Below are 22036 nucleotides of genomic sequence, written 5' to 3'. Positions count from 1 at the left end.
GCATCTTAGCGCAAGCCGAGGGGTTGCTGCAGGCCTGTTGTAGGAGCGGGTTCACCCGCGAAGCAGGCAACGCGGAACATGGCACCGGCTGCGCCGGTGTTCGCGGGTGAACCCGCCCCTACAAGGTCAGCGGATAGCTGACGATCAGGCGCGTCTGGTCGAGATCACTGTTGAAGCTGCGCCGGTTGGTCGCGTTGTTCAGCCGGATGTTGAGGTTCTTCAAAGCCCCGCTCTGGAAGGTGTAGTTCACCTCGGCATCGCGCTCCCACTCCTTGCCATTGCTGCCCGCAGCCGTGGTGGCGTTCTCGCCATGCCCGTACCGCACCATGGCCAGCAGCCCTGGCACACCGAGCGCGGCAAAGTTGTAGTCGTAACGCACTTGCCACGAACGCTCGTCAGCATTACTGAAGTTACCGTTGAACATGTCGTTGCCCAGGGTTCGCCCACTGCTGCCGTAAACCGACATCCACTGACTGTCGCCACTGACCTTCTGCAACCCCAGGTACAGCGTGTGGCCACTGTGCGAAGCTGACAGCAAAGCGTAACCGGTGCGGCTCTGGATGTCGCCGATGCGCGCCTGTCCGTCATCCCGGTCGATGAAGTAGCCAAGGTTGGCCCCCAACGTCCACTCCCCTACCCGCTGACTGTGCAGCAGGTTGAAGTAGCTTTGCTGGTAGATGTCCTCCAATTGCGAGTGCCAGGCGCCGATCAGTGTTCGCTGCTGGTTGAAGCGGTACTCGGCGCCGGCGTAGTTGAAGCCGTCCGAGGTGACCCCGGGCGCGGCCCAGGCAGATAGGTCCTGCATGTCCGAAGAGTGGCGCAGGCTCACCTCGCGGTACTGGCCGGCCTGCAGGCTCAGGCCTTCGATTTCCCGCGAGTCGAGCATGGCACCACGGAAGGTCTGCGGCAGCAGGCGGCCATCGTCGTAACGCAACAGCGGAATATCCGGCAACAACTCCCCCACCTTCAGCTCGGTCGCGGACATACGCAGCTTCGCCGCCAGCCCGGCCCGACCGTAGTCGTCGGCCGCTCGCCCGTCATCGTGCACCGGCAACAGTTCTGAGCCGCTGGTACCGCCGCCGCTGTCCAGCTTCACGCCGAACAGGGCGATACCATCCAGGCCAAAACCGATCAGCCCCGGGGTGTAGCCAGAGCTGAACTTGAAGATGAAACCCTGGGCCCACTCTTCAACCTTGCCCTTGGCGGCCCCCGGGTCGCGGAAATCGCGGTTGAAGTAGTAGTTGCGCAATGTCAGCCCACCCTTGGCATCTTCCAAGAAGCCCCCCTCTTGCGCCCAGGCCGGCAAACCAAGGCCAAACGCCAGCGAAACAGCCAGGACCGAACGGGCCAGCGTGCAAGTTGTGTCCATCATTATTATTGTTCTCCACGTTCAATAGGCGCAGCAGACCGCCCCAGGCCAGCATGACCCGGAGCAGTAAGTTGCATTCAGATACCCGGCCAGGCCGGGTTACACTCAGTGGCTCAGTGCATCAGCAGGCAAGGCAGACGCAGGCTTGGCCGTTGGGCGCAACAGCAGCAGGCAACCTGCGGCAAGCACGAACACGCTGGCGAACACGCCATACAGATGCAGGGGTTGCCAGCCACCATCGAGCAGCACGCCAGCCACGGTCGGCGACAGAATCGCGCCCATGCGGCCGATGCCGATCCCCCAACCCACACCGGTGGCGCGTACCGATGCGTCATAGACCACCGGCGACAAGGCATACAGCCCAGCCACGCAGCCGTTGGAAAACAGCCCGATCAGCAGGCCCAACGCCAGCGCCGCAGTGACCGAGGCACCATTGGCCACGAACAGCACCAGCAGCGCGGCGGTGATGAGCATGAACAACGCCAGCACGCGAGTCAGTGGCCAGCGCGAAGCCAGGCCGCCGATCAGCGCCGCGCCAACGATGCCGCCCACGCTCAACAGCACGCCGCCGGTGATGCCTTGCTGGGCCGACAAGCCGGCGGCCACCAACAGTTTCGGCGTCCAGCTCATCACGAAGTAGAAGCCGAACATGACCAGGAAGAACAGCAACCAGATCACCAGCGTGGTGCGGCGCATGGCCGGCGCCAGCAGCTGCCTGAACCCGGTTTTGGCACCCTCTGCCCTTGCGGCAACAGCCGGTAGTTGCGCCAATGCCGGCTGGCCAAGGCGCACGGCCAGGCGGTTGACCCGGGCCAGAGCATTGGCCGGCCGGCGTGCCAGCAGAAAGTCCAGCGACTCTGGCAACCACAGCAGTACCAGCGGGATCACCAGTACGGTGACGACGCCGCCAAACAGAAATACCGATCGCCAGCCCCAATGCCCCAGCAGCCATACCGCCAGCAAACCGCCAAGGGTCGCACCCAGCGCATAGCCAGTGGACTGCAGGCTCACCGCCAAGCCGCGCCAGCGTTTGCTGGCATATTCACTGGCAATCACATTGCTGCTGGCCAGGATGCCACCGATGCCCAGCCCGGTCAGGCCGCGCAGCAGCGCCAGTTGCAGCGGGCTCTGGCTCAGTGCAGAGAGCAGCATGCCGATACCGGACAGCGCCAGACACAGCAGGATCAGCGGACGTCGGCCAAAGCGGTCAGCCCACGGCGCGATGAACAATGACCCGGCCGCCATACCGAACAAGCCGGCACTGAGCAGAAGCCCAACCTGCGCCCCATTCAGGCCCCACTCGGCAGACACCGAGGCGGCGGTGAAGGCCATGACCAGCACGTCGAAGCCATCGATCATGTTGAGGATGATGCAAATACCAATGGCCAGGCACTGAAAGCGACCCATCGGGTCGTTGTCCAGACGTTGCTTGAGATCGGTATTCATGGGGTCACCTGCCGGCCAGGCTTGGCCAAAGGCGAGAGGAACGATGCGCACGCGCAGGCGCAACGGGAGGAACCCTGACGGTTCAGTGCCGCTGGATAGCCATTCATGACTGGACCCTTTTTGTAATTGTTATCGCATACGGCAGGAGGGCTCCGGCCGTTGTCAGGCGCTAATCAACCAGATAATGGATCCACAGACAACGTGACGAAACCACTGCCTAACTATCAGGCGCGACCAATTTCAGTTCATTGCCAGTAAAAATCATATTTTTTATAAATAAATTCAATAGTTTATAAATTCACAACCAACGAAAACTGATGTTCGGTTACCGAACAGAATCGATTTGTGGATCCACAAATTATAAAAAACCACCCCTGACTCGTCATCATGACTCCGCAATGAACAAATCTTCATATTCCCCCTCAGCGCCCTGATCATGGGGCACACAGCCGATGCCAGCCAGCGGGCAGCCGGGGCTCGTCTTGAGGGTGCGGTACGGGTTGCGTAGCATCCGCGGCCCGATCGCGCGCGTATTGCCACCCCTCAGGATCGATTCACAGATGCCGCAACCCATCCCGCTAAAGGACCACGAAAAGGAAAAGCACCTGGTCAACCGTCGGCTTCTGGCCTGCGCTGCCATGGTGTTCAGCCTGTGTGCCGTCTTGGTGGGCCGGCTCTATGTACTGCAAGTGCTGCAGCACGACCAGCAAACGGCCGTGTCGGAAAACAACCGCGTGCACGTGCTGCCCATCGCCCCCGAACGCGGGCTGATCTACGACCGCAACGGCGTGGTACTGGCCGACAACAAGCCCAGCTTCGACCTGACCATGACCCGGGAGCGGGCCGGCGGCGACTCGGCCAAGGTGCTCGACACCCTGACGCAGGTGCTGGGCCTGACCGAAGACGACCGTAAGCAGTTCGACAAGGACCTGCGCCGTGGCCGCAAACCGTTCGAGCCCGTAACCCTTATGGTGGGCCTGAGCGAGGAGCAGATCGCCCTGGTAGCGGTGAACCAGTTCCGCCTGCCGGGCCTGGAGGTGGAGCCGCAGTTCATCCGCGAGTACCCACTGGCCGGGCATTTCGCGCATTCAGTGGGCTATGTGGGGCGCATCAACGAGAAAGAAGCCAAAACGCTCGACAGCACTGAGTACCGCGGCACCCAATCGATTGGCAAGACCGGCATCGAGCGCTTCTACGAAAGCCAACTGCATGGCCACGTGGGCTACGAAGAGGTCGAGACCAACGCTCAGGGGCGGGTGATGCGCGTGCTCAACCACAAGGACCCGACCCCCGGGCAGGATATAGTCCTCACCCTCGACGCCCATTTGCAGATAGCCGCAGAAAAAGCGCTGGGTGACCGCCGTGGCTCGGTGGTGGTATTGGACCCGGCCAATGGTGACGTACTGGCGATGGTCAGCAACCCCAGCTTCGACCCCAACTTGTTCGTCAAGGGCATCAGCTTCAAGCAGTATGCCGCGCTGCGCGACTCCATCGACCGCCCACTGTTCAACCGTGTCCTGCGCGGCCTGTATGCGCCCGGCTCGACCGTGAAGCCTGAAGTGGCCATCGCTGGCCTCGACAGCGGGGTGATCACCCCTGGCAGCCGGGTGTTCGACCCGGGCTACTACGAACTGCCCAACTATGACCACAAGTACCGCAACTGGAACCGCAGCGGCGACGGCTGGGTGGACATGTACACCGCCATCATGCGTTCCAACGACACCTACTTCTACGACCTGGCGCACAAGTTGGGCATCGACCGGCTGCACGACTACATGGCCGAGTTCGGCCTGGGCCAGAAGGTGTCGCTGGACATGTTCGAGGAAGCCTCCGGGCTGATGCCCTCGGCCGAGTGGAAGCGCGCCACACGACGCCAGGCCTGGTTCCCCGGCGAGACGCTGATCCTTGGCATTGGCCAGGGTTACATGCAGGTCACCCCCCTGCAGTTGGCCCAGGCCACCAGCCTGCTGGCAAGCAAGGGCGTGTGGCACCGCCCGCACCTGGCCATGACCGTGGGCGGCGATACGCCGATCGACCCAAACCCCATGCCCGACATCGTGCTGCACGACAAGCATGCCTGGGACCAGGTCAGCCAGGGCATGCAGATGGTCATGCACGACCCGCGCGGCATTGCTCGCGCCGCGGCCGCCGGTGCCCAGTACCGAATTGCCGGCAAAAGCGGTACCGCGCAGGTGGTGGCGATCAAGCAGGGTGAGCGTTACAACCGCAACAAGACCCTTGAGCGCCACCGCGACAACGCCCTGTTTGTCGGCTTTGCTCCGGCTGAGCACCCCAGTGTGGTGGTGGCGGTAATGATCGAGAACGGTGAGGCTGGAGGCCGGGTCGCAGGGCCGGTGGTGCGGGAGGTGATGGATGCTTATCTGCTGGACGAGCAAGGGCACCTGAAGCCGGAGTATGCGGGCGGCGCACCCACTCGGGGTGTGCCACACACGTGATTTCGCCGGGCCGCCGTGGTGCCGGTTTTTGCCGCGAATGGGTCAGGATGCCGTGCGCGGCATCAGCTCATACGGGTGTTTCCACCCCGGCAGTGCCTGGATGCGGGCTTTCCACGCCTCGATGTGCGTGAACACTGCCAACGGGATACCGGTGTCTTCCGGCATGAACACATACCCGGCCAACGACAGGTCGGCGATGGTCAACCGGCCACCGACCATGAATGGCGTCTTCGCCAGGTGCGCGTCGACAATACGGTAAGCCGCCGTGGCACGCTCGCGCAGGAACCGCGTCACATCGGTTTCGCCGGTGTTCTTCAGGCAAAACAAAAAGCGCAGCGCAGCGTAATAGCTGGTGAACTTATGGTTGTCGAACAGCATCCAGCGCCAGATCTCGCGCTTTTCATCTTCATCGCGAGGCCCGAACTGGCCGGTCTGTTCGGCAAGGTATTCGAGGATCAGCGCAGACTGGGTGATGCGCTTGCCAGCGTGTTCCATCACCGGCACCTCGCCCTGCTCGTTCACCTCATCGCGCCAGGTTTGCTCACGCGTCTGGCCATGGAAGAAGTCGACGAACACCGGCTGCCAGTTCTGGCCGGTGAGTTCAAGCATGAGCGCAGCCTTGTGGGCGTTACCGGATTCGGCGAAGCAGTGCAGCTTGTAGTCGGACATGGGCGAACCTTCAGTTTCCTTTGAATGATCGGCAGGGCCCTCTGCGGATTTGCCCGCGAAGCACCATCCACCCAAGCAAATCACGCGCGTCCCGACGCGGTCAATCCAAGACGCGATCCGTCGCCAGCTTGCAACCCGCGAGTTCAGCCACCTCGTCAGCGACAGGTGCACCTTGTCCCCGACACCCTCCAGCCAGGATAAGGGAACTACCCCAACGCCCCCGCCGTCTTAGATACTGAGTGGTTTATTTCCCTGTGCTTCACGCTACTGGAGAACACGACATGCGCCACCTACTGCTCGCCCCTGCGCTGCTGCTCCTGATGCCTGCCGGTGCTGCCCTGGCCCGCGTCGATGCGGGCGACGTCGCCACCTCGGCCGGTATTTCCGCTTCGCTGTATTCGACCTTCAAGGACGACAAACGGATCATCCCTGCCCGTGACGAACTTTCAGCGTTCGTCGCCAGCGGCGGTACCATCCGCGGCGCCTATGTGGAGTCGGCGCTTGAACAGGCCCGCAAGGACCATCCTGGGCTGCAGGCCAACGACGAAGAGCTGGCCCGGGCCATCCTGTCGCAAGATGACCCTGTGGCTGACCATTGAGTAAACCTGTACCGGCCCTTTCGCGGCGGTTCGACGCGAGAGGGCCGATACAAGGCCGCTTCACCCCCAGCCATCCATACGCATGGTCGCCCTGACCAGGCGCTGCTCTTCCTGCTCGATCTCCCGCAAACTGTCGCGTATGCCGTTGATATGCTCACGCGCCGCCCGCTGCGCCTGCTCGGGCAGTTGTTCCATGACTGCGCGGTACAACCGCGCATGCTGCCGATCAATCTGGCGTTTCTGCGCTGGCCGGCAGTACAAGTTGTTGACCGACGCAAACACCGTGCTCAACGTCAGGTCACTGAGCGATTGCAGGGTATGCACCAGCACTGGGTTATGCGACGCCTCACTGATGGCCCGGTGAAAGGCATGGTCACGGCGGGCATGCTCACGGGCATCGAGCGCCTGCGCAGCCTCGTGCGCAGCCAGCATTTCTTCGTAGCGCCGGCGGATCAGCAGGCGGTCGACGTCGGTAGCCCGCAACGCCGCCAGCCGCGCCGACTCAGCCTCCAGCAACGCCCGGACCTCCAGCAGGTCGAACAGAGTGCGCGGTTGCGAACTGAACAGGTGCATCAAAGGCGTAGCACCCGCCTGCCCGGTGAGATCGGCGACGAACGAACCCCGCCCCTGTTCGGTGTCGATGATGCCGCGCCCACGCAGAACGCGCAGGCCCTCGCGCAAGGCCGAACGTGAACAGCCAAGCTTTTCCACCAGCCGCCGCTCCGACGGCAGTGCCTGGCCCACCTTGAGCACGCCTTCGACGATAAGCCGCTCAACCCGTTCGGCCACCTGGTCGGCGACCTTGGCCTTGCCTTCAGTACCCACTGCGCACACTCCTGCTGGTAGGACCACTTTGACTTATATCGCCAATCTAGCCAGACAGAACCGTGAATAGACAGTACTGCCCGAAGAAACTGGTAGGACCAGTCAACATCTCACTCGACCCCAAACACTAGCACGCGCACGCTGCATCGGTGACCGCTTCGCCAACAACAACAAAAACCGTTGCGAGTGAGCCGATGAATATCCTGTACGACGAACGCGTCGATGGCGCGCTGCCCAACGTGGACCTGGCCGCCCTGTTGCAGGCGCTGCGCGATGCCCTGCCGGATCTTGAAATCCTGCACCGCGATGAAGACCTCAAACCGTACGAATGCGACGGCCTGTCGGCCTACCGCACCGTGCCACTGCTGGTGGCGCTGCCCGAGCGCCTGGAGCAGGTGCAGACGCTGTTGAAGCTTTGCCACCAGCGCGGCGTACCGGTGGTTGCGCGTGGCGCCGGTACCGGCCTGTCTGGTGGTGCCCTGCCGCTGGCCAAGGGCATCCTGCTGGTGATGGCGCGCTTCAACCGTATCCTCGAGGTCAACCCGCAGGGGCGTTACGCCCGCGTGCAACCGGGCGTACGCAACCTGGCCATCTCCCAGGCCGCCGCACCCCATGGTATGTACTACGCACCCGACCCTTCCTCGCAAATTGCCTGCTCGATCGGTGGCAACGTCGCCGAAAACGCCGGTGGCGTGCACTGCCTCAAGTACGGCCTGACCGTACACAATGTGCTCAAGGTGGACATCCTTACGGTCGAGGGCGAACGCCTGAGCCTGGGCAGCGATGCCCTGGACAGCCCCGGCTTCGACCTGCTGGCATTGTTCATCGGCTCCGAAGGCATGCTCGGTATCGTCACCGAAGTCACCGTCAAGCTGCTGCCCAAGCCCCAGGTGGCGCGGGTGATACTGGCCAGTTTCGACAGCGTCGAGGACGCCGGCCGGGCAGTCGCCGACATCATCGCTGCCGGCATCATTCCCGGCGGCCTGGAGATGATGGACAACCTGGCGATCCGCGCCGCTGAAGACTTCATCCATGCCGGCTACCCGGTGGACGCGGCGGCGATCCTGCTGTGCGAACTGGATGGCGTGGAAGCCGATGTTTACGACGACTGCGAGCGCGTCGCCGCCGTGCTGACGCAAGCCGGGGCCCGCGAGGTGCACCTGGCCTGCGACGAAGCCGAGCGCGCTCGTTTCTGGGCCGGGCGCAAGAACGCCTTCCCGGCCGTGGGACGCATCTCCCCGGACTACTACTGCATGGACGGCACCATCCCGCGCCGCGAGTTACCACGGGTGCTCAAGGGCATCAGCGACCTGTCCGCGGAGTACGGCCTGCGGGTGGCCAACGTGTTCCATGCCGGCGACGGCAACATGCATCCTTTGATCCTGTTCGATGCCAACCTGCCCGGCGAGCTGGAGCGTGCCGAAGCGATCGGCGGCAAGATTCTGGAGCTGTGTGTGAAAGTGGGCGGCAGCATCACCGGTGAACACGGCGTGGGGCGCGAGAAGATCAACCAGATGTGCGCGCAGTTCAACAGCGACGAAATTACCCTGTTCCACGCGGTGAAGGCCGCCTTCGACCCCCAGGGCCTGCTCAACCCCGGCAAGAACATTCCCACCCTGCACCGCTGCGCCGAATTCGGCGCCCTGCACGTGCACCAGGGGCAACTGCCCTTCCCCGAGCTGGAGCGCTTCTGATGAGCATGGACCGCGACATGAGCCAAACGCTGTTGGAGCAGGTCAACCAGGCGCTGAACGAAGGTACGCCGCTGCGTATCCAGGGCAGCAACAGCAAAGCGATGCTCGGCAACCCGGTGGCTGGCGAAGTACTCGACACCCGCAAGCACCGCGGCATCGTCAGCTACGACCCCACCGAGCTGGTACTCACGGCCCGCGCCGGTACCCCCCTGCGCGAGATCGAGGCAGCCCTGCACGAGGCCGGCCAGATGCTGCCCTGCGAACCACCTCACCTGGGCCCCGAGGCCACCTTGGGCGGCATGGTTGCGGCCGGGTTGTCTGGCCCGCGACGGCCGTGGGCCGGGTCGGTGCGCGACTTTGTACTGGGTACACGGGTGATCACCGGCCACGGCAAGCTGCTGCGCTTTGGTGGCGAGGTGATGAAGAACGTCGCCGGCTACGATGTGTCACGCCTGATGGCGGGCAGCTTCGGATGCCTGGGGCTGCTGACCGAGGTTTCGCTGAAAGTGCTGCCACGGCCTCGCCTATGCCTGAGCCTGCGCCTGGCGATGGGCCGCAATGAAGCGCTGGCCGAGCTGGCCGAATGGGGTCAGCAATCGCTGCCAATCAGCGCCGCCTGCCATGAAGGCGAAACGCTGTACCTGCGCCTGGAAGGCGGCGAAGGGTCGGTGCAGTCGGCACGCCAGCGGCTGGGGGGCGACACGCTCGATAACCGCTTCTGGAGCGACCTGCGCGAACAGCGCCTGGCGTTCTTTGCCGACGCCGCCCCCCTGTGGCGCCTTTCCGTACCCACCGTTACCGGCGAGCTGGACCTGCCCGGCCAGCAACTGCTCGACTGGGGGGGGGCCCAGCGCTGGCTCAAGACCTGCGCGTCGGCGCAGGCCATTCGCGACCAGGTCGCCAGGGTGGGCGGCCACGCCACCTGCTACGCCCCCGGTGCAGCCAGCAGCCCGCCGCTGCCGGTTGCACTGATGCGCTACCACCGCGCCCTCAAGCAGCAGCTCGATCCCCAGGGGGTGTTCAACCCTGGTCGCCTGTACCCGGACCTGTGAGGCCAGCCCATGCAAACCAACCTTAGCGAAACATCGCGCCGCCTGGCCCGCGCCGACGAAGCCGAGCGCATCCTGCGCACCTGTGTACATTGCGGTTTCTGCACCGCCACCTGCCCCACTTACCAGTTGCTGGGCGACGAACTGGACGGCCCGCGCGGGCGCATCTACCTGATCAAGCAGATGCTCGAAGGCGAGCCGGTCACCGCCAGCACCCAATTGCACCTGGACCGCTGCCTGACCTGCCGCAACTGCGAAACCACCTGCCCATCGGGGGTGAAGTACCACGATCTGCTGGACATCGGCCGCGCAGTGGTCGAGCAGCAGGTGCCACGCCCGCTCGGCCAGCGCCTGTTGCGCCTGGGCCTGCGTGCGGTGGTGCCGCGCCCGGCACTGTTCAAGGCCCTGACCCGCAGCGGCCAGGTGCTGCGCCCGCTGCTACCGGCCTCAGTCAAACGCAAGTTGCCGGCGCAAGTCACCACACCGGGCCAGCGTCCGGCAGTGCGCCATGCACGCCGGATACTGATGCTGGAAGGCTGCGTGCAGCCGGCCCTGTCACCCAATACCAATGCCGCTGCTGCGCGGCTGCTCGACCGCCTGGGTATCAGTGTGCAACCGGTCCGGCAGGCCGGATGCTGTGGCGCGGTGGACTATCACCTGAATGCCCAGGAGCAAGGCCTGCAGCGGGCACGGCGCAATATCGACGCCTGGTGGCCCGCCATCGAAGCGGGTGTCGAGGCTATCGTGCAGACCGCCAGCGGCTGCGGTGCGTTTGTCCGCGACTATGGCCACCTGCTGGAAAAAGACCCCCATTACGCTGCCAAGGCCGCCCGGGTCAGCGCCCTTTCCCGCGATCTGGTGGAAATCCTGCGCGATGAGCCGATCGAACAATTGGCCCTGTGCGCCGAACAGCGCCTGGCCTTCCACTGTCCATGCACCCTGCAGCACGCACTGAAGCTGGGCGGCGCGGTAGAGGCGTTGCTGACACGGCTTGGCTTTACCCTGACCTCGGTGCCCGATGGCCACCTGTGCTGCGGCTCGGCAGGCACCTATTCGCTGACCCAGCCAGAACTGTCACTGCAACTACGCGACAATCGTCTGAATGCGCTGGAAAGCGGTAAACCGCACCTCATTGCCACAGCCAACATAGGCTGCCAGGCCCACCTCGACGGAGCTGGACGCACGCCCGTGCGCCACTGGGTCGAAATCGTCGAAGCAGCCTTGAACCCGGAGCCCGCCCATGCTTAGCAAGTTCGTTATCGGCCAGACCGAAATCGCCCGCGTACTGACCGCCGCCCGCCAGGAAGCCCAGGCCCGACAATGGAGCGTGACCATCGCCGTGGTCGACGACGGCGGCCACCCACTGGCCCTGGAACGCCTGGACGGCTGCGCGCCGGCCAGTGCCTACATCGCGCTGGAAAAGGCCCGCACCGCCGCACTGGGGCGCAAAGAGACGCGGGATTATGAAGAGATGGTCAATGGTGGCCGTACGGCATTCGTGACCGCCCCCCTGCTGACCAGCCTTGAAGGTGGCGTGCCGCTGCGGGTGGAAGGCCAGGTGGTGGGCGCCATTGGTGTATCCGGCGTCAAATCCGAACAGGATGCCCAGGTGGCCAAGGCGGGGGCTGCTGCCTTGTAGACCCTGGGGTTCGACCACCGCCCAGCATCTTAAGACGTTTCCTACGCCGCCCTCAGAAGCGCCCTACTTGCTGCCTCTGCCCACAGAAAACATGATCGGCACTGGAGGACGCAAGGTCGCGATCCAGAGGAGGCTCCGCATGCACCCGTACGCCCGCCCCATCGCCGAACTGCGCAGCAGCCTGCGCGAAATGCTGGCCCATGACATGACCAACCCCGACAACGACCCGCACTTGTCGGGGGTCATGTTCTTCTGCGCCACCGATGAACATTCCCGGCAATTGATCGAACGCATCGAGTTGCTGGCCAGCGAGGTGTTCTTCGACGCGAACGGGCGGGCCATTTCAGAGCATATGAAAGCTTCGACGGTTGAAGGCGTGCGCATCAAGCGCAACCGCAACGCGCCGGAAGACGAAACCGTGATACGCATTGCCCTGGCAGAAAAAGGCTATATCACCGTCAGCACCGCTCGGCTCTGAGCGGTTGGCTCGGCCTCTTGGTAGCCTGTGACAAGCACCTGAGTCGCAGCCAATCCGCTATCCTGAGCAATCCTCCGCTCCGGACCCGCCCATGGAACTGCACATTCGCCTGGAGGGCCGCAAAGGCCTGGCCGATCAGCTTTACCAGCAATTGCGCGATGGTATCGACAGCGGCCACCTGGCCGCCGGCTCCCAACTGCCGCCTACCCGTCTGCTGGCTGAACAACTGGGCGTATCGCGCAAGACCGTGGCCGAGGCCTATTCGCGGCTGACCTACGATAACCTGCTCAGCGGCGTGGTCGGCCGTGGCACATTCGTCACCCCACGCCATCCGCTGCGCAGCAACGAATCAGCCACCCTCCCCCTGGCCGGCGCCGCCTCCCTCGAGCGCTGGCAGCAACGCGCCACCGTGCTCAGCCAACGCCAGTTGCAGGCGCCATCGCGCTATGACTTCGTCGGGGGTGCTTCGAGCAAGGCACAGTTCCCCTTCGACCAGTGGCGCAGTTGCCTGAACTACGCACTGCGCCGCAGCCAGCGCCACCCCGAGCGCCAATTCCCGGCCCAGGGCTTGCCGGAACTGCGCGAAGCCATTGCCCACCACATCGCCTACTCGCGCGGGGTGCACTGCAGCGCAGCCGACCTGCTGGTGTGCAACGGCGCCCAGCAGGCGCTGGACCTGATCGCCCGGGTGCTGGTCGAACCGGGCTGCCAGGTGGCCATGGAAGATCCTGGCTACCCGCCGGCACGGCAATTGTTCCTGGCCCTGGGTGCACGCCTGCAATCGGTGCCGGTGGATGATGAGGGCCTGTGCGTGGAACAGATCGCCGACGGCACCCGGCTGATCTACGTCACACCCTCGCACCAGTTCCCGCTGGGCATGCCGATGAGCGAGCCACGCCGGCATGCCCTGCTTGCGCGGGCCGCCGAGCTGGGTGCACTGATCATCGAAGACGACTACGACTGTGAGTTCCGCTACCACGGGCCAGCCTCGGACGCGCTGCAGCGTCTGGACCGGCATGGGCTGGTCGCCTACGTCGGGACCTTCTCCAAGACCTTGCTGCCCGAGCTGCGCCTGGGCTATGCCGTATTACCGCCTGCCGTACTGCAGGCCGCTTGCGTGGCCAAGCACCTTAGCGACTGGCACAGCCCTACCCTGCTGCAGTGGGCGCTGGCGCGCTTCCTTGGCGAAGGCCACCTGAACAAGCACATCCGCCGCTGCCACGAGGTCTACAGCGCACGCCGCGAGCGCATCCTGGCGCGCCTGGGCGGCGATCTGGCACCGTGGTTCAGCGCCATCCCCGCCAGCGCAGGCTTCCACCTCAGTGCCTTGGCCACCCCCGGGGTGGATGTGGAGCTGTTGGCCAACCTCGCGCGTAAGGTAGAGGTAGGCCTGTATTCACTGGCACCCTTCTTCAGCGAGGCACCGGTACGGCCGGGGCTATTGATGGGCTTCGGCGCCATCGAACTGCTGGATATCGACCCGGCGCTGGACCGGGTACGCGATACCCTGCAACGCCTCAGTTGATCGGTGCGGCCTTGCCGGTGGCGGCCGGCCGGGCGATAGCCGCCGCATAGCCGCGCGGGTTGAAGCACGCGGTCACCAGCAGCATTGCCATCACGGTCACGGTCAACAGCGTCCACGAAGCCTGGAAGTCGCCACTGACATCCCGCAGCCAACCCGTGATATACGGCACGATGCCGGTGATGATGAAGCCGATACCCTGTACGAACGCCGCCAGGCTGCCGGCTTCGGCAGGCGTTTTCAGGTGTTCCAGGGTCAACGTCAGGCACTGGCTGAAGCAGGCACCCAAGCCAAAGCCGATCATGGCGACCCAAAGCCCGGAAGCCGCCGCAGGTGCCAGCAAAAGCCCCAGGAAGCCCGCCAGCTGGATCGCCAGCGCCAGCCACAAACCCGGGCGCCTGTCTGCCCAACGTCGCAGCAGCAGCGGCAGGCCGAGCGCACCGAGCACCTGGAAGACGGTCATCAGGCCCACCAGGTCGGCACCGCCCTGAGCGCTGCCGCCATGCTCGATGTGGTAAGCCGGCAACCAGGCCACCATGCTGGTGTAGCCGCCGTTGATCAGGCCGAAGTACAGGGCCAGCAACCATGCCCGGCGGGTGCCGAACCAGTGCCCGCCTGCGGCCCCAGACAGCTTCGGCGCCTCCTGCCTTGGCCGCAGCACGGCCCAGGCCAGCACCGCCAGCACGGCCGGGACCGCCCATACGCCCAGGCCCGCCTGCCAGTAGCCGAAATGGCCGCTGATGTGTGGCCCGAGTACTGCAGCCAGGCCGCCGCCGCTCATCAGCGCCGCCGAGTACAGCCCCATCGCCCCGGCCAGACGCCCAGGGAACCAGCGGTTGACCAGCCCCGGCATCATGCCCTGAACCACCGCCACGCCCAGGCCAGCCACCAGCGCACTGGCGATCAGCGCCCAGGCACTGTCCAGCTGCAGGCGCCACAGGCAGGCCAGGGCAATCGCGGCCAGGCCCCCCAGCATGCCGCCATGCTCGCTGACCCAGCGTCGCAGCCACGGTTGCAACAGGGGCACCAGGCCCATGCACAGCACCGGTAGCGCCGTCAGCAAGGCCGCCTGCTGGTAACCCAGGCCGGTGCTGGCGCGCATGGGTTCGAGTAACGGGCCGATACTGGTCAGGATCGGCCGCAGGTTCAACGCCAGCAGGATCACCAGCAACAGGTTCAGTACAGCGCTCATTGTGAGTCGGTTCTCTTGTAACAGGAACTGGCCATTATCCCGGCTCGGCTGGCCTGGCAGAAATGAAGAGATTGGATGCAGGTCAGTGGCCACCTGAATGGACGATTGGCCTCCCGCTTATGCGCAAAATTGGCTATCGGGGTGGCCAATAAGCGGCGCTACAGTAGCGCCATATCCACCCCACACGCTTGGAGACTGACATGCACAACCGTATCGAATGGGCCAAACACGCGCCGCAAGCCTATCAAGCCATGGTCGGCCTGGAGCAGGCGCTGGCCAACAGCGGCCTTGAACACTCGCTGCTGGAGCTGATACGCCTGCGCGCTTCGCAGATCAACGGCTGCGCCTACTGCGTCAACCTGCATGCCAACGATGCGCGCAAGGCCGGTGAGACCGAAGCACGCCTGCAGACCTTGTGCGTGTGGCAGGACACCAGCTACTTCACGCCGCGTGAACGTGCTGCCCTGGCCTGGGTCGAGAGCCTGACCCGCTTGCCTGAACGGGGTGCGCCGCAAGAGCAATATGAAGCCCTGCAGGAACACTTCGAGCCGGGCGAGGTGGCCAACCTGACCTTGGCAATTGCCACCATCAATGCCTGGAACCGGTTCGGCGTCGGCTTTGCCATGGTGCCGGCCTGATCCTTTCGGGTGGCCTGTGCTGGCCTATTCGCGGGCAAGCCCGCTTCTATCAAACAAAAGATAACCCACTGTTCTTTCTAGCGAAAAAAACAGGCGCGCGGGGTCAATGGCGGCGAAGTGTTCACTCTTCTATACGTGGTCACAGCAAGCTGTGCCGACAGGGATTAACGCCGATGCCATTTGGGCCACTCTCTCATTCGGGAGCAAAGCAGCACACCAGTGCGGTCTACGGCCTCTTTCCCGCGCATTGGGAACCATAGCAAAGTATTCGGCGGCTGACCTACCCGGATCAGTCGGCGAATGCTTTTCTAGATCTCGATGTCAGTGCAGATCTGACGTCATGCGCATCCTGTTTGCTGTGCGACAGCGCAGCCCGGAAGGGCTGGGTGATCTCTCATCAAACAAAATGCAACCCATTGTTTTCTAAGCACTCAAGCGGCCACCAGTTGATACCCCAGTTTCCGGGCTTTGCGAAGCAAAGCCCGGACCTGCCGGTCTTGGCTTCTGGTTTCGAACTCCTCAAGACCTTGTTCAACATAAGCCTGCTTCTTGGTTAACAGGTTGTACACCAGACGTGCCAACTGATGCGCAGTGGCCTTGATGGCGCAGCTGGTATCCATTCGAGTCAGTCTGGCTCGGTGCGATGCGCCAATGAAACCCTTGTCGTTACGGGCATTGGATGCAGCCTGCTTGAGTGCTTGCGCTGCTCGATTGACTATTTTGGGCCCACCACCTGCCAGTCGATGACCGCCGGAAATTCGGGTAGGGGGAGCCAGTCCCAACCAAGAGCAGAAGTGCTGTGAGGACGGGAAGCGTGATAGATCTGTACCGATCTCCCCTGCCAGCACTAATGCAGTGTCCACCCCAATGGTTGGAATTGCGGTTAGGTCCACGCCAAGAACTTTCCACAAAGTCTGATGCAATACAGTCTGTTGGGCGCCGTTTCGGTGTGGGCTCCGTAAAGGCTTCTTGGATGGCTCTGGCTTGTTTTGCAGCACCGGCAACTGCTCTAACGCGGCTTTTATGGCGTCGTCACAATCTGCAATTTGCTGCTCCAGGAAGTCATAGGCAGCCAATTCCTGAGTTAGCGCATGCAAATGCTCGCGCCGCCAATTGCCATGAAGACTCCGAGCGACAGCCTCCTTGCCTGCCTTGATGCGGCGGTCGGTTAGTTCAGCCAGTTGCACTGGGTCCCGTTCACCTGCGCAGATGGCCCGCAAAATCTTCATGCCAGTTACACCGGAAATATCACTGATGACATTGGCCAGCTGGATGTTCATTTGGCTCATGGCCTTTTGCATCCGGTTCAGCGTCTGCGCCTGGTCTTTCACTTTGGAAGCACGCTGCCTGACCAATGACCGGACGCAGCAGGTCAGATCATCGGGGCGGAATGCGCCTCTGAGCAGTCCATGAGTCATCAGCTGCCAGATCCACTGGCAATCCAGCACATCTGATTTACGGCCCGTGATTTGCCGAGTTGCTCTGGCATTGACGAGATAAACGTCAAAACCGCGCTCGCTGAGAATCTCGTAAATTGGAATCCAATAAACCCCCGTGGATTCCATGGCAACGACCTTGATCCCCAGGCTTTCAAGCCAGTTAGCCATCTTGAGCAGGTCGTCAGTAAAGGACGTGAACGACTGGACGGGATTTTCGTGCCGGGGATCGACCGCCACGAAATGCTCTCGACCACCGACATCGATCGCCGCGCAATCGGGATGGACGACGGTAAAGCGTTGCTTGGAAGGCTTGCGCGCCATGATGAATCCTCGCAGGATAAAGGGCGCGCGGGGCACACGGTGGCGAAAGGGTTCACTCTCTCATACGTGGTCACAGCTGAATCAGCTGATGCCTACAGGGACTTCACGCCGATACCGTGCGGATCACTCTCCTACGCGGGTGTGCAGACACACACCAGTGCTGGCTACGATCTCTGTCCCGCGCACACGAACCCTAACAAAGCAAAAGGCGGCTGGCCCTACCGGGCCAACCGCCTTTTCTTTTTCAAAATGTCAGCGTCGCTGCGGAACTGAAGCCGTACACCTCATGTTTGCTGCGCGACAGCGCAGCCCGGAAGGGCTGGGTGATCTCCTACAATTCTGGGCGTGCCCTGTAGGAGCGGGTTTACCCGCGAACACCGGCAGAGCCGGTGCCATCCACCGCGGTGGTTTCTTCGCGGGCATGCCCGCTCCTACAGGTAGAACGCAGGCCGACCAGCCGCGCCCGGTAGCTCCCTGGGCTCTGCCCGGTCCACTTCTTGAACGCCCGGTGGAAGGCACTCGGTTCCTGAAACCCCGCCTGCTCGGCAATTTCGGCAATGCTCAACGCGCCTTCGCGCAGCCGCTCGAAGGCCATGGCCCGGCGCACTTCATCCTTGATCTGCTGGTACGAACGCCCCTCCCGCTCCAACTGCCGGCGAAAGGTACTGGCACTGATCCCCTGTTGCTGCGCCAGTGCGGCCAATGTCGGCCACTGTCCATAGCGCAATGCCCGCAGGTGCCGATACACCTCAGCCACCAGCCCGTTCTGATTGCGAAAGCGGATCACCAGCCCTTGAGGTGCACTGCGCAGAAAGGTCTTCAGGGCTGCCCGATCCTGCACCACCGGCAGGCGCAGGTAGGCGCTGTCGAACTCCACCTCGGTGCGTCCGCTGCCCAGCCGCAGGTCCGGCCCCCACAGCAGCAAGTCGTCCTCCTGGGCCGGGCGCGACACCGCGAGCTCCGTGCGGTCGATGGCAATCCGCCGCCCGGCCAGCCAGCACAGCATGCCGATCATCAGCACCAGGTAGGTTTCCTCGGCATAGACCCGGGTCAAGGGGTCGGCAATGTTCGACTGCACGCTGATCACCGCCCGCCCGCCACGTACCGTCAGGCTGCCACGCAGGTCACGCAGGAACAGGCCGAAGCCCCCCATGCACTGGCGCAAGGCCTTTTCCAGGTTCGGCTCGAGGATCAACCCCCGGCAGATCAGGGCAAAACTGCCCAGCGGCATGCCATGGCTGTCGAGGCCAAAGAACTCATCGTCCAGGCGCTGGATCAACGCCAGCCACAGCTGGGCGAACGCCTTGGCCGGCACCCGCGCCAGAGGCTGATCGAGCAGCTGCGGGGCGATGCCCACCGCAAGCAGCTGGGCATCACGCTCGGCGGGCGTGTCGCGCAGGGCGTGGAGCATGGCGTTGAGGAAGTACACGGCGACTGAATCGCTTTCGCGCATGGCGGTTTTCGCTGTCTATGCTGAGTGGCAAAAAGTGCCAGGTTGTTTGAACAGATTCGGCATAGGCTGCAACAGAGCCTTTGCCTAGACTCGATCCCACTTCGGGGCCGCCAACCATTCTCGCAGAGCCTGGCCCGGTCCCGCCACGCCTTCGCAATCGGAGCCCTTATGAGCAGCGCAGAAATCTACGTCGTCAGTGCCGTCCGTTCAGCCATTGGTGGCTTTGGCGGTTCCCTCAAGGACCTGCCGCTGGCCGACCTGGCCAGCGCCGTGACCCGCGCCGCCATCGAGCGTTCGGGCCTGGCCGCCGAGCAAGTCGGCCACATGGTGATGGGCACGGTAATCCCCACCGAACCGCGTGACGCCTACCTGGCACGGGTAGCGGCAATGAACGCTGGCATCCCCAAGGAAACGCCGGCATTCAACGTCAACCGCCTGTGCGGGTCTGGCCTGCAGGCTATTGTCTCTGCGGCCCAGGGCCTGTTGCTGGGCGACACCGATGTGGCCGTCGCGGCCGGCGCCGAGTCCATGAGCCGTGGCCCTTACCTGCTGCCACAGGCGCGCTGGGGTGCACGCATGGGTGACCTGCAAGGCATCGACTATACCGTCGGCGTGCTGCAGGACCCGTTCCAGCACTTCCACATGGGCATCACTGCCGAGAACGTTTCGGCCAAGTACGGCATTACCCGCGAAATGCAGGACGAACTGGCACTGACCAGCCAGCGCCGCGCCGCTCGTGCGATTGCCGAGGGCCGCTTCGCCAGCCAGATCGTTGCGCTGGAGCTGAAAACCCGCAAGGGCAGCGTGCAGTTCAGTGTCGACGAGCATGTGCGCGCTGATGTGACCGCCGAACAACTGGCCGGCATGAAGCCGGTGTTCAAGAAAGACGGCACCGTCACTGCCGGCAACGCCAGCGGTATCAACGATGGCGCCGCCGGCCTGGTGTTGGCCACCGGTGACGCGGTGCGCCGCCTGGGCCTGAAGCCACTGGCACGCCTGGTGGGCTATGCCCATGCCGGGGTGGAACCTGAGCTGATGGGCCTTGGGCCGATCCCGGCCACCCGCAAAGTGCTGGAAAAAACCGGCCTGAACCTGCAAGACCTGGATGTGATCGAGTCCAACGAAGCCTTCGCTGCCCAGGCCTGCGCCGTTGCCCGCGAGCTGGGCTTCGACCCGGAAAAGGTCAACCCCAACGGTTCGGGCATTTCCCTGGGCCACCCGGTGGGTGCCACCGGTGCGATCATCGCCACCAAGGCCATCCATGAGCTGCAGCGCATCCAGGGCCGCTACGCCCTGGCCACGATGTGTATCGGCGGTGGCCAAGGCATCGCCGTCGTGTTCGAGCGCGTCTGAGGGAGGCTGACACATGAGCATTGAAAAGATCGCCGTGATCGGCGCGGGCACCATGGGCAACGGCATTGCCCAGGTGTGCGCCATTGCCGGCTACCAGGTGCTGCTGGTGGATGTTTCCGACGCAGCGCTCGAGCGCGGTGTGGCCACCTTGAGCAAGAACCTCGAGCGCCAGGTCAGCAAGGGCACTCTCGACGCCGACAAGGCCGCAGCCGCCAAAGCCCGCATCCGTACCAGCACCGACTACACCCAGCTCAGCGCTGCACAGCTGGTGATCGAGGCGGCTACCGAGAACCTGCAGCTCAAGCAGCGCATCCTGCAGCAGGTGGCAGCCAACGTCGCCGCCGACTGCCTGATTGCCACCAATACTTCGTCGCTGTCGGTGACCCAACTGGCCGCCAGCATCGAGCACCCCGAGCGCTTCATTGGTGTGCACTTCTTCAACCCGGTACCGATGATGGCGCTGGTAGAAATCATTCGTGGCCTGCAGACCAGCGACACCACCTACGCCCAGGCGCTGATGGTGACCGAAAAAGTCGGCAAGACCCCGATCACCGCCGGCAACCGCCCGGGCTTCGTGGTCAACCGCATCCTGGTGCCAATGATCAACGAGGCGATCTTCGTGCGCCAGGAAGGCCTGGCCAGTGCCGAGGACATCGACACCGGCATGCGCCTGGGCTGCAACCAGCCGATCGGCCCGCTGGCCTTGGCCGACCTGATCGGCCTGGACACCCTGCTGGCAATCATGGAGGCCTTCCACGAAGGCTTCAACGACAGCAAATACCGCCCTGCTCCACTGCTCAAGGAAATGGTCGCGGCCGGCTGGCTGGGGCGCAAGAGCGGTCGCGGTTTCTTCACCTACTGAGGAGCAAGCGCCATGCCCCCGGTCAATGCCGCAATGCGCTGTGCCAACTTTGAGGAGCGACGTGACCGGGCCATGGCATTGTTTGCCGAAAAGGGCTTTGGCCAGGTCAGCATGCGCGAGCTGGCGGCCCATGTGGGGCTTACCGCCGGCTCGCTGTACCATCACTTTCCCAGCAAGCAGGACCTGCTGTACGACTTGATCGAAGAGTTGTACGAAGAGCTGCAGGCCACCCTGGACCAGGCCCGCCGGGCCATGGCCCGTGGGGCATCGGCGTTGAGCTGCCTGATTGCTGCGCACTGGCAGCTGCATGCCGAGCGGCCGCTGCAGTTCCGGCTGGCCGAACGGGATTTGTGTTGTTTGAGTGAGGCGCAACAGGCGCACCTGGCATCGTTGCGCAAGCGCTATGAGGCGGGTTTGCTGCGCCTGATCGCACCGCAAGCGAAACTGCCGGGGCAAGCGTTGGACGCCACAGCGCATGTACTGGCGACGCTTCTCAACCAGCTGCCGGGGCTGCTCAAAGCAATGCCTGAAGAGCAGGGCTTGGAGCTGATGGAAAACTTGCTGGTCGGGGGCATTGAGCGGACGCTGCGGTAGCCTGCCAGGGCCTCTGCGCGGGCTTGCCCCGCGAAGAGGCCGGATGCCTCAGCGCAACAGCGACTGGATCTGCTCGTGCAAGGTATCCAGGTCAAACGGCTTGGCCAGGATAGGGGCCTTGCGGGTGATCGGGCTGCCAGATTCGAGAATCTCCGCCGGGTAGCCGCTGATGAAAATCACCTTCAGGTCGGGCCGCAACTTCACCGCGGGCTCGGCAATATCCACTCCCGAGATCCCCCCCGGCAAACGGAAGTCCGTCACCATCAGGTCCAGGTGCGGTTTGCTGGCCAGGATGGCAAACGCCTGCTCGCCATCCTCAGCCACCAGGACGTGGTACCCCTCACCCGCCAGGTAATCGCGCAAAATCATGCGAATCGCCGGTTCATCCTCGACGACCAGAACCACATCTTGTGCATCTTCACTCATGTTAACGCCTTG

At 63.6% G+C, this 22036-nt stretch carries 20 protein-coding genes; 12 read left to right on the top strand and 8 right to left on the bottom strand.

All coding sequences use genetic code 11. From position 1 onward, the window contains the following. Positions 1-118 precede the first annotated feature (118 nt). Both LU682_RS11495 and LU682_RS11490 read right to left on the bottom strand, forming a co-directional pair. Positions 119-1372 (bottom strand): OprD family porin, encoded by a 1254-nt coding sequence (locus LU682_RS11495; protein ID WP_049586551.1) that lies wholly within the window; start codon positions 1370-1372, stop codon positions 119-121. 102 nt (positions 1373-1474) lie between these two features. Further along, positions 1475-2815 (bottom strand): MFS transporter, encoded by a 1341-nt coding sequence (locus tag LU682_RS11490; RefSeq protein ID WP_060489344.1) that lies wholly within the window; start codon positions 2813-2815, stop codon positions 1475-1477. Between the two features lie 560 nt (positions 2816-3375). On the opposite strand from LU682_RS11490, the gene mrdA reads away from it, so the two are divergent. Further along, the gene (gene mrdA, locus LU682_RS11485; RefSeq protein ID WP_010954574.1) at positions 3376-5271 is read left to right on the top strand and encodes a penicillin-binding protein 2; all 1896 of its coding nucleotides are present in this window, start codon (positions 3376-3378) and stop codon (positions 5269-5271) included. 42 nt (positions 5272-5313) lie between these two features. On the opposite strand, the gene LU682_RS11480 is transcribed toward mrdA, so the two are convergent. Beyond that, a complete protein-coding gene (locus LU682_RS11480; RefSeq protein WP_232857360.1) occupies positions 5314-5940 on the bottom strand; it encodes a glutathione S-transferase family protein in 627 nt (208 codons plus the stop codon). 281 nt (positions 5941-6221) lie between these two features. On the opposite strand from LU682_RS11480, the gene LU682_RS11475 reads away from it, so the two are divergent. Continuing rightward, a complete protein-coding gene (locus LU682_RS11475; protein WP_010954576.1) occupies positions 6222-6539 on the top strand; it encodes a DUF2388 domain-containing protein in 318 nt (105 codons plus the stop codon). Positions 6540-6599: 60 nt separating this feature from the next. On the opposite strand, the gene glcC is transcribed toward LU682_RS11475, so the two are convergent. Beyond that, positions 6600-7364 (bottom strand): transcriptional regulator GlcC, encoded by a 765-nt coding sequence (gene glcC / locus LU682_RS11470; RefSeq protein ID WP_049586553.1) that lies wholly within the window; start codon positions 7362-7364, stop codon positions 6600-6602. A 194-nt stretch (positions 7365-7558) separates the two neighbouring features. On the opposite strand from glcC, the gene glcD reads away from it, so the two are divergent. From glcD to pdxR, 6 genes are all read left to right on the top strand, one after another. Further along, the gene (glcD, locus tag LU682_RS11465) at positions 7559-9058 is read left to right on the top strand and encodes a glycolate oxidase subunit GlcD (RefSeq protein ID WP_010954578.1); all 1500 of its coding nucleotides are present in this window, start codon (positions 7559-7561) and stop codon (positions 9056-9058) included. Then, positions 9058-10110: a glycolate oxidase subunit GlcE gene (gene glcE, locus LU682_RS11460; protein WP_010954579.1), complete on the top strand. Its 1053-nt coding sequence runs from the start codon at positions 9058-9060 to the stop codon at positions 10108-10110. The genes glcD and glcE overlap by 1 nt, the downstream gene beginning before the upstream one ends. A gap of 9 nt (positions 10111-10119) precedes the next feature. Then, on the top strand, positions 10120-11355 hold the full coding sequence (gene glcF / locus LU682_RS11455) for a glycolate oxidase subunit GlcF (RefSeq protein WP_010954580.1): 1236 nt from the start codon (positions 10120-10122) through the stop codon (positions 11353-11355). Then, positions 11348-11746, top strand: coding sequence for a heme-binding protein (locus LU682_RS11450; RefSeq protein ID WP_010954581.1), 399 nt, complete (start codon positions 11348-11350; stop codon positions 11744-11746). Before glcF ends, LU682_RS11450 begins: the two co-directional genes overlap by 8 nt. Before the next feature lie 139 nt (positions 11747-11885). Then, positions 11886-12224 (top strand): hypothetical protein, encoded by a 339-nt coding sequence (locus LU682_RS11445; RefSeq protein WP_012051955.1) that lies wholly within the window; start codon positions 11886-11888, stop codon positions 12222-12224. Between the two features lie 91 nt (positions 12225-12315). Then, positions 12316-13749: a MocR-like pyridoxine biosynthesis transcription factor PdxR gene (pdxR, locus tag LU682_RS11440; protein WP_010954583.1), complete on the top strand. Its 1434-nt coding sequence runs from the start codon at positions 12316-12318 to the stop codon at positions 13747-13749. Here pdxR and LU682_RS11435 read toward each other — a convergent pair. Next, positions 13742-14938, bottom strand: coding sequence for a CynX/NimT family MFS transporter (locus tag LU682_RS11435; RefSeq protein WP_010954584.1), 1197 nt, complete (start codon positions 14936-14938; stop codon positions 13742-13744). The two genes, pdxR and LU682_RS11435, sit on opposite strands and share 8 nt — an antisense overlap. 200 nt (positions 14939-15138) lie before the next feature. On the opposite strand from LU682_RS11435, the gene LU682_RS11430 reads away from it, so the two are divergent. Beyond that, the gene (locus tag LU682_RS11430; RefSeq protein ID WP_020192884.1) at positions 15139-15576 is read left to right on the top strand and encodes a carboxymuconolactone decarboxylase family protein; all 438 of its coding nucleotides are present in this window, start codon (positions 15139-15141) and stop codon (positions 15574-15576) included. Positions 15577-16007: 431 nt separating this feature from the next. Here the strand turns inward: LU682_RS11430 and LU682_RS11425 are convergent, their stop codons facing one another. Both LU682_RS11425 and LU682_RS11420 read right to left on the bottom strand, forming a co-directional pair. Next, positions 16008-17336: an IS110-like element ISPpu9 family transposase gene (locus LU682_RS11425; RefSeq protein ID WP_010952293.1), complete on the bottom strand. Its 1329-nt coding sequence runs from the start codon at positions 17334-17336 to the stop codon at positions 16008-16010. Positions 17337-17700: 364 nt separating this feature from the next. Next, positions 17701-18789 carry an AraC family transcriptional regulator gene (locus tag LU682_RS11420; protein ID WP_010954585.1) on the bottom strand — a complete coding sequence of 363 codons (1089 nt, stop codon included), beginning with the start codon at positions 18787-18789 and terminating at the stop codon, positions 17701-17703. Positions 18790-18957: 168 nt separating this feature from the next. On the opposite strand from LU682_RS11420, the gene LU682_RS11415 reads away from it, so the two are divergent. From LU682_RS11415 to LU682_RS11405, 3 genes are read left to right on the top strand one after another with little or no spacing between them, the layout of a single operon-like run. After that, positions 18958-20142 carry an acetyl-CoA C-acyltransferase family protein gene (locus tag LU682_RS11415; protein ID WP_010954586.1) on the top strand — a complete coding sequence of 395 codons (1185 nt, stop codon included), beginning with the start codon at positions 18958-18960 and terminating at the stop codon, positions 20140-20142. A 13-nt stretch (positions 20143-20155) separates the two neighbouring features. Further along, complete coding sequence (locus tag LU682_RS11410; protein WP_010954587.1) at positions 20156-21004, top strand: 3-hydroxybutyryl-CoA dehydrogenase; 849 nt, start codon at positions 20156-20158, stop codon at positions 21002-21004. A 12-nt stretch (positions 21005-21016) separates the two neighbouring features. Beyond that, positions 21017-21598: a TetR/AcrR family transcriptional regulator gene (locus LU682_RS11405; RefSeq protein ID WP_010954588.1), complete on the top strand. Its 582-nt coding sequence runs from the start codon at positions 21017-21019 to the stop codon at positions 21596-21598. A gap of 48 nt (positions 21599-21646) precedes the next feature. Here LU682_RS11405 and LU682_RS11400 read toward each other — a convergent pair whose 3' ends face one another. After that, positions 21647-22024: a response regulator gene (locus LU682_RS11400; protein WP_003256176.1), complete on the bottom strand. Its 378-nt coding sequence runs from the start codon at positions 22022-22024 to the stop codon at positions 21647-21649. Between the last annotated feature and the right edge of the window lie 12 nt (positions 22025-22036).

The organism is Pseudomonas alloputida (assembly GCF_021283545.2).
In the GTDB taxonomy this organism is placed as follows: domain Bacteria; phylum Pseudomonadota; class Gammaproteobacteria; order Pseudomonadales; family Pseudomonadaceae; genus Aquipseudomonas; species Aquipseudomonas alloputida.
Note: the sequence above shows the minus strand (reverse complement) of the source record. Positions and strands in the feature narration are given on the sequence as shown.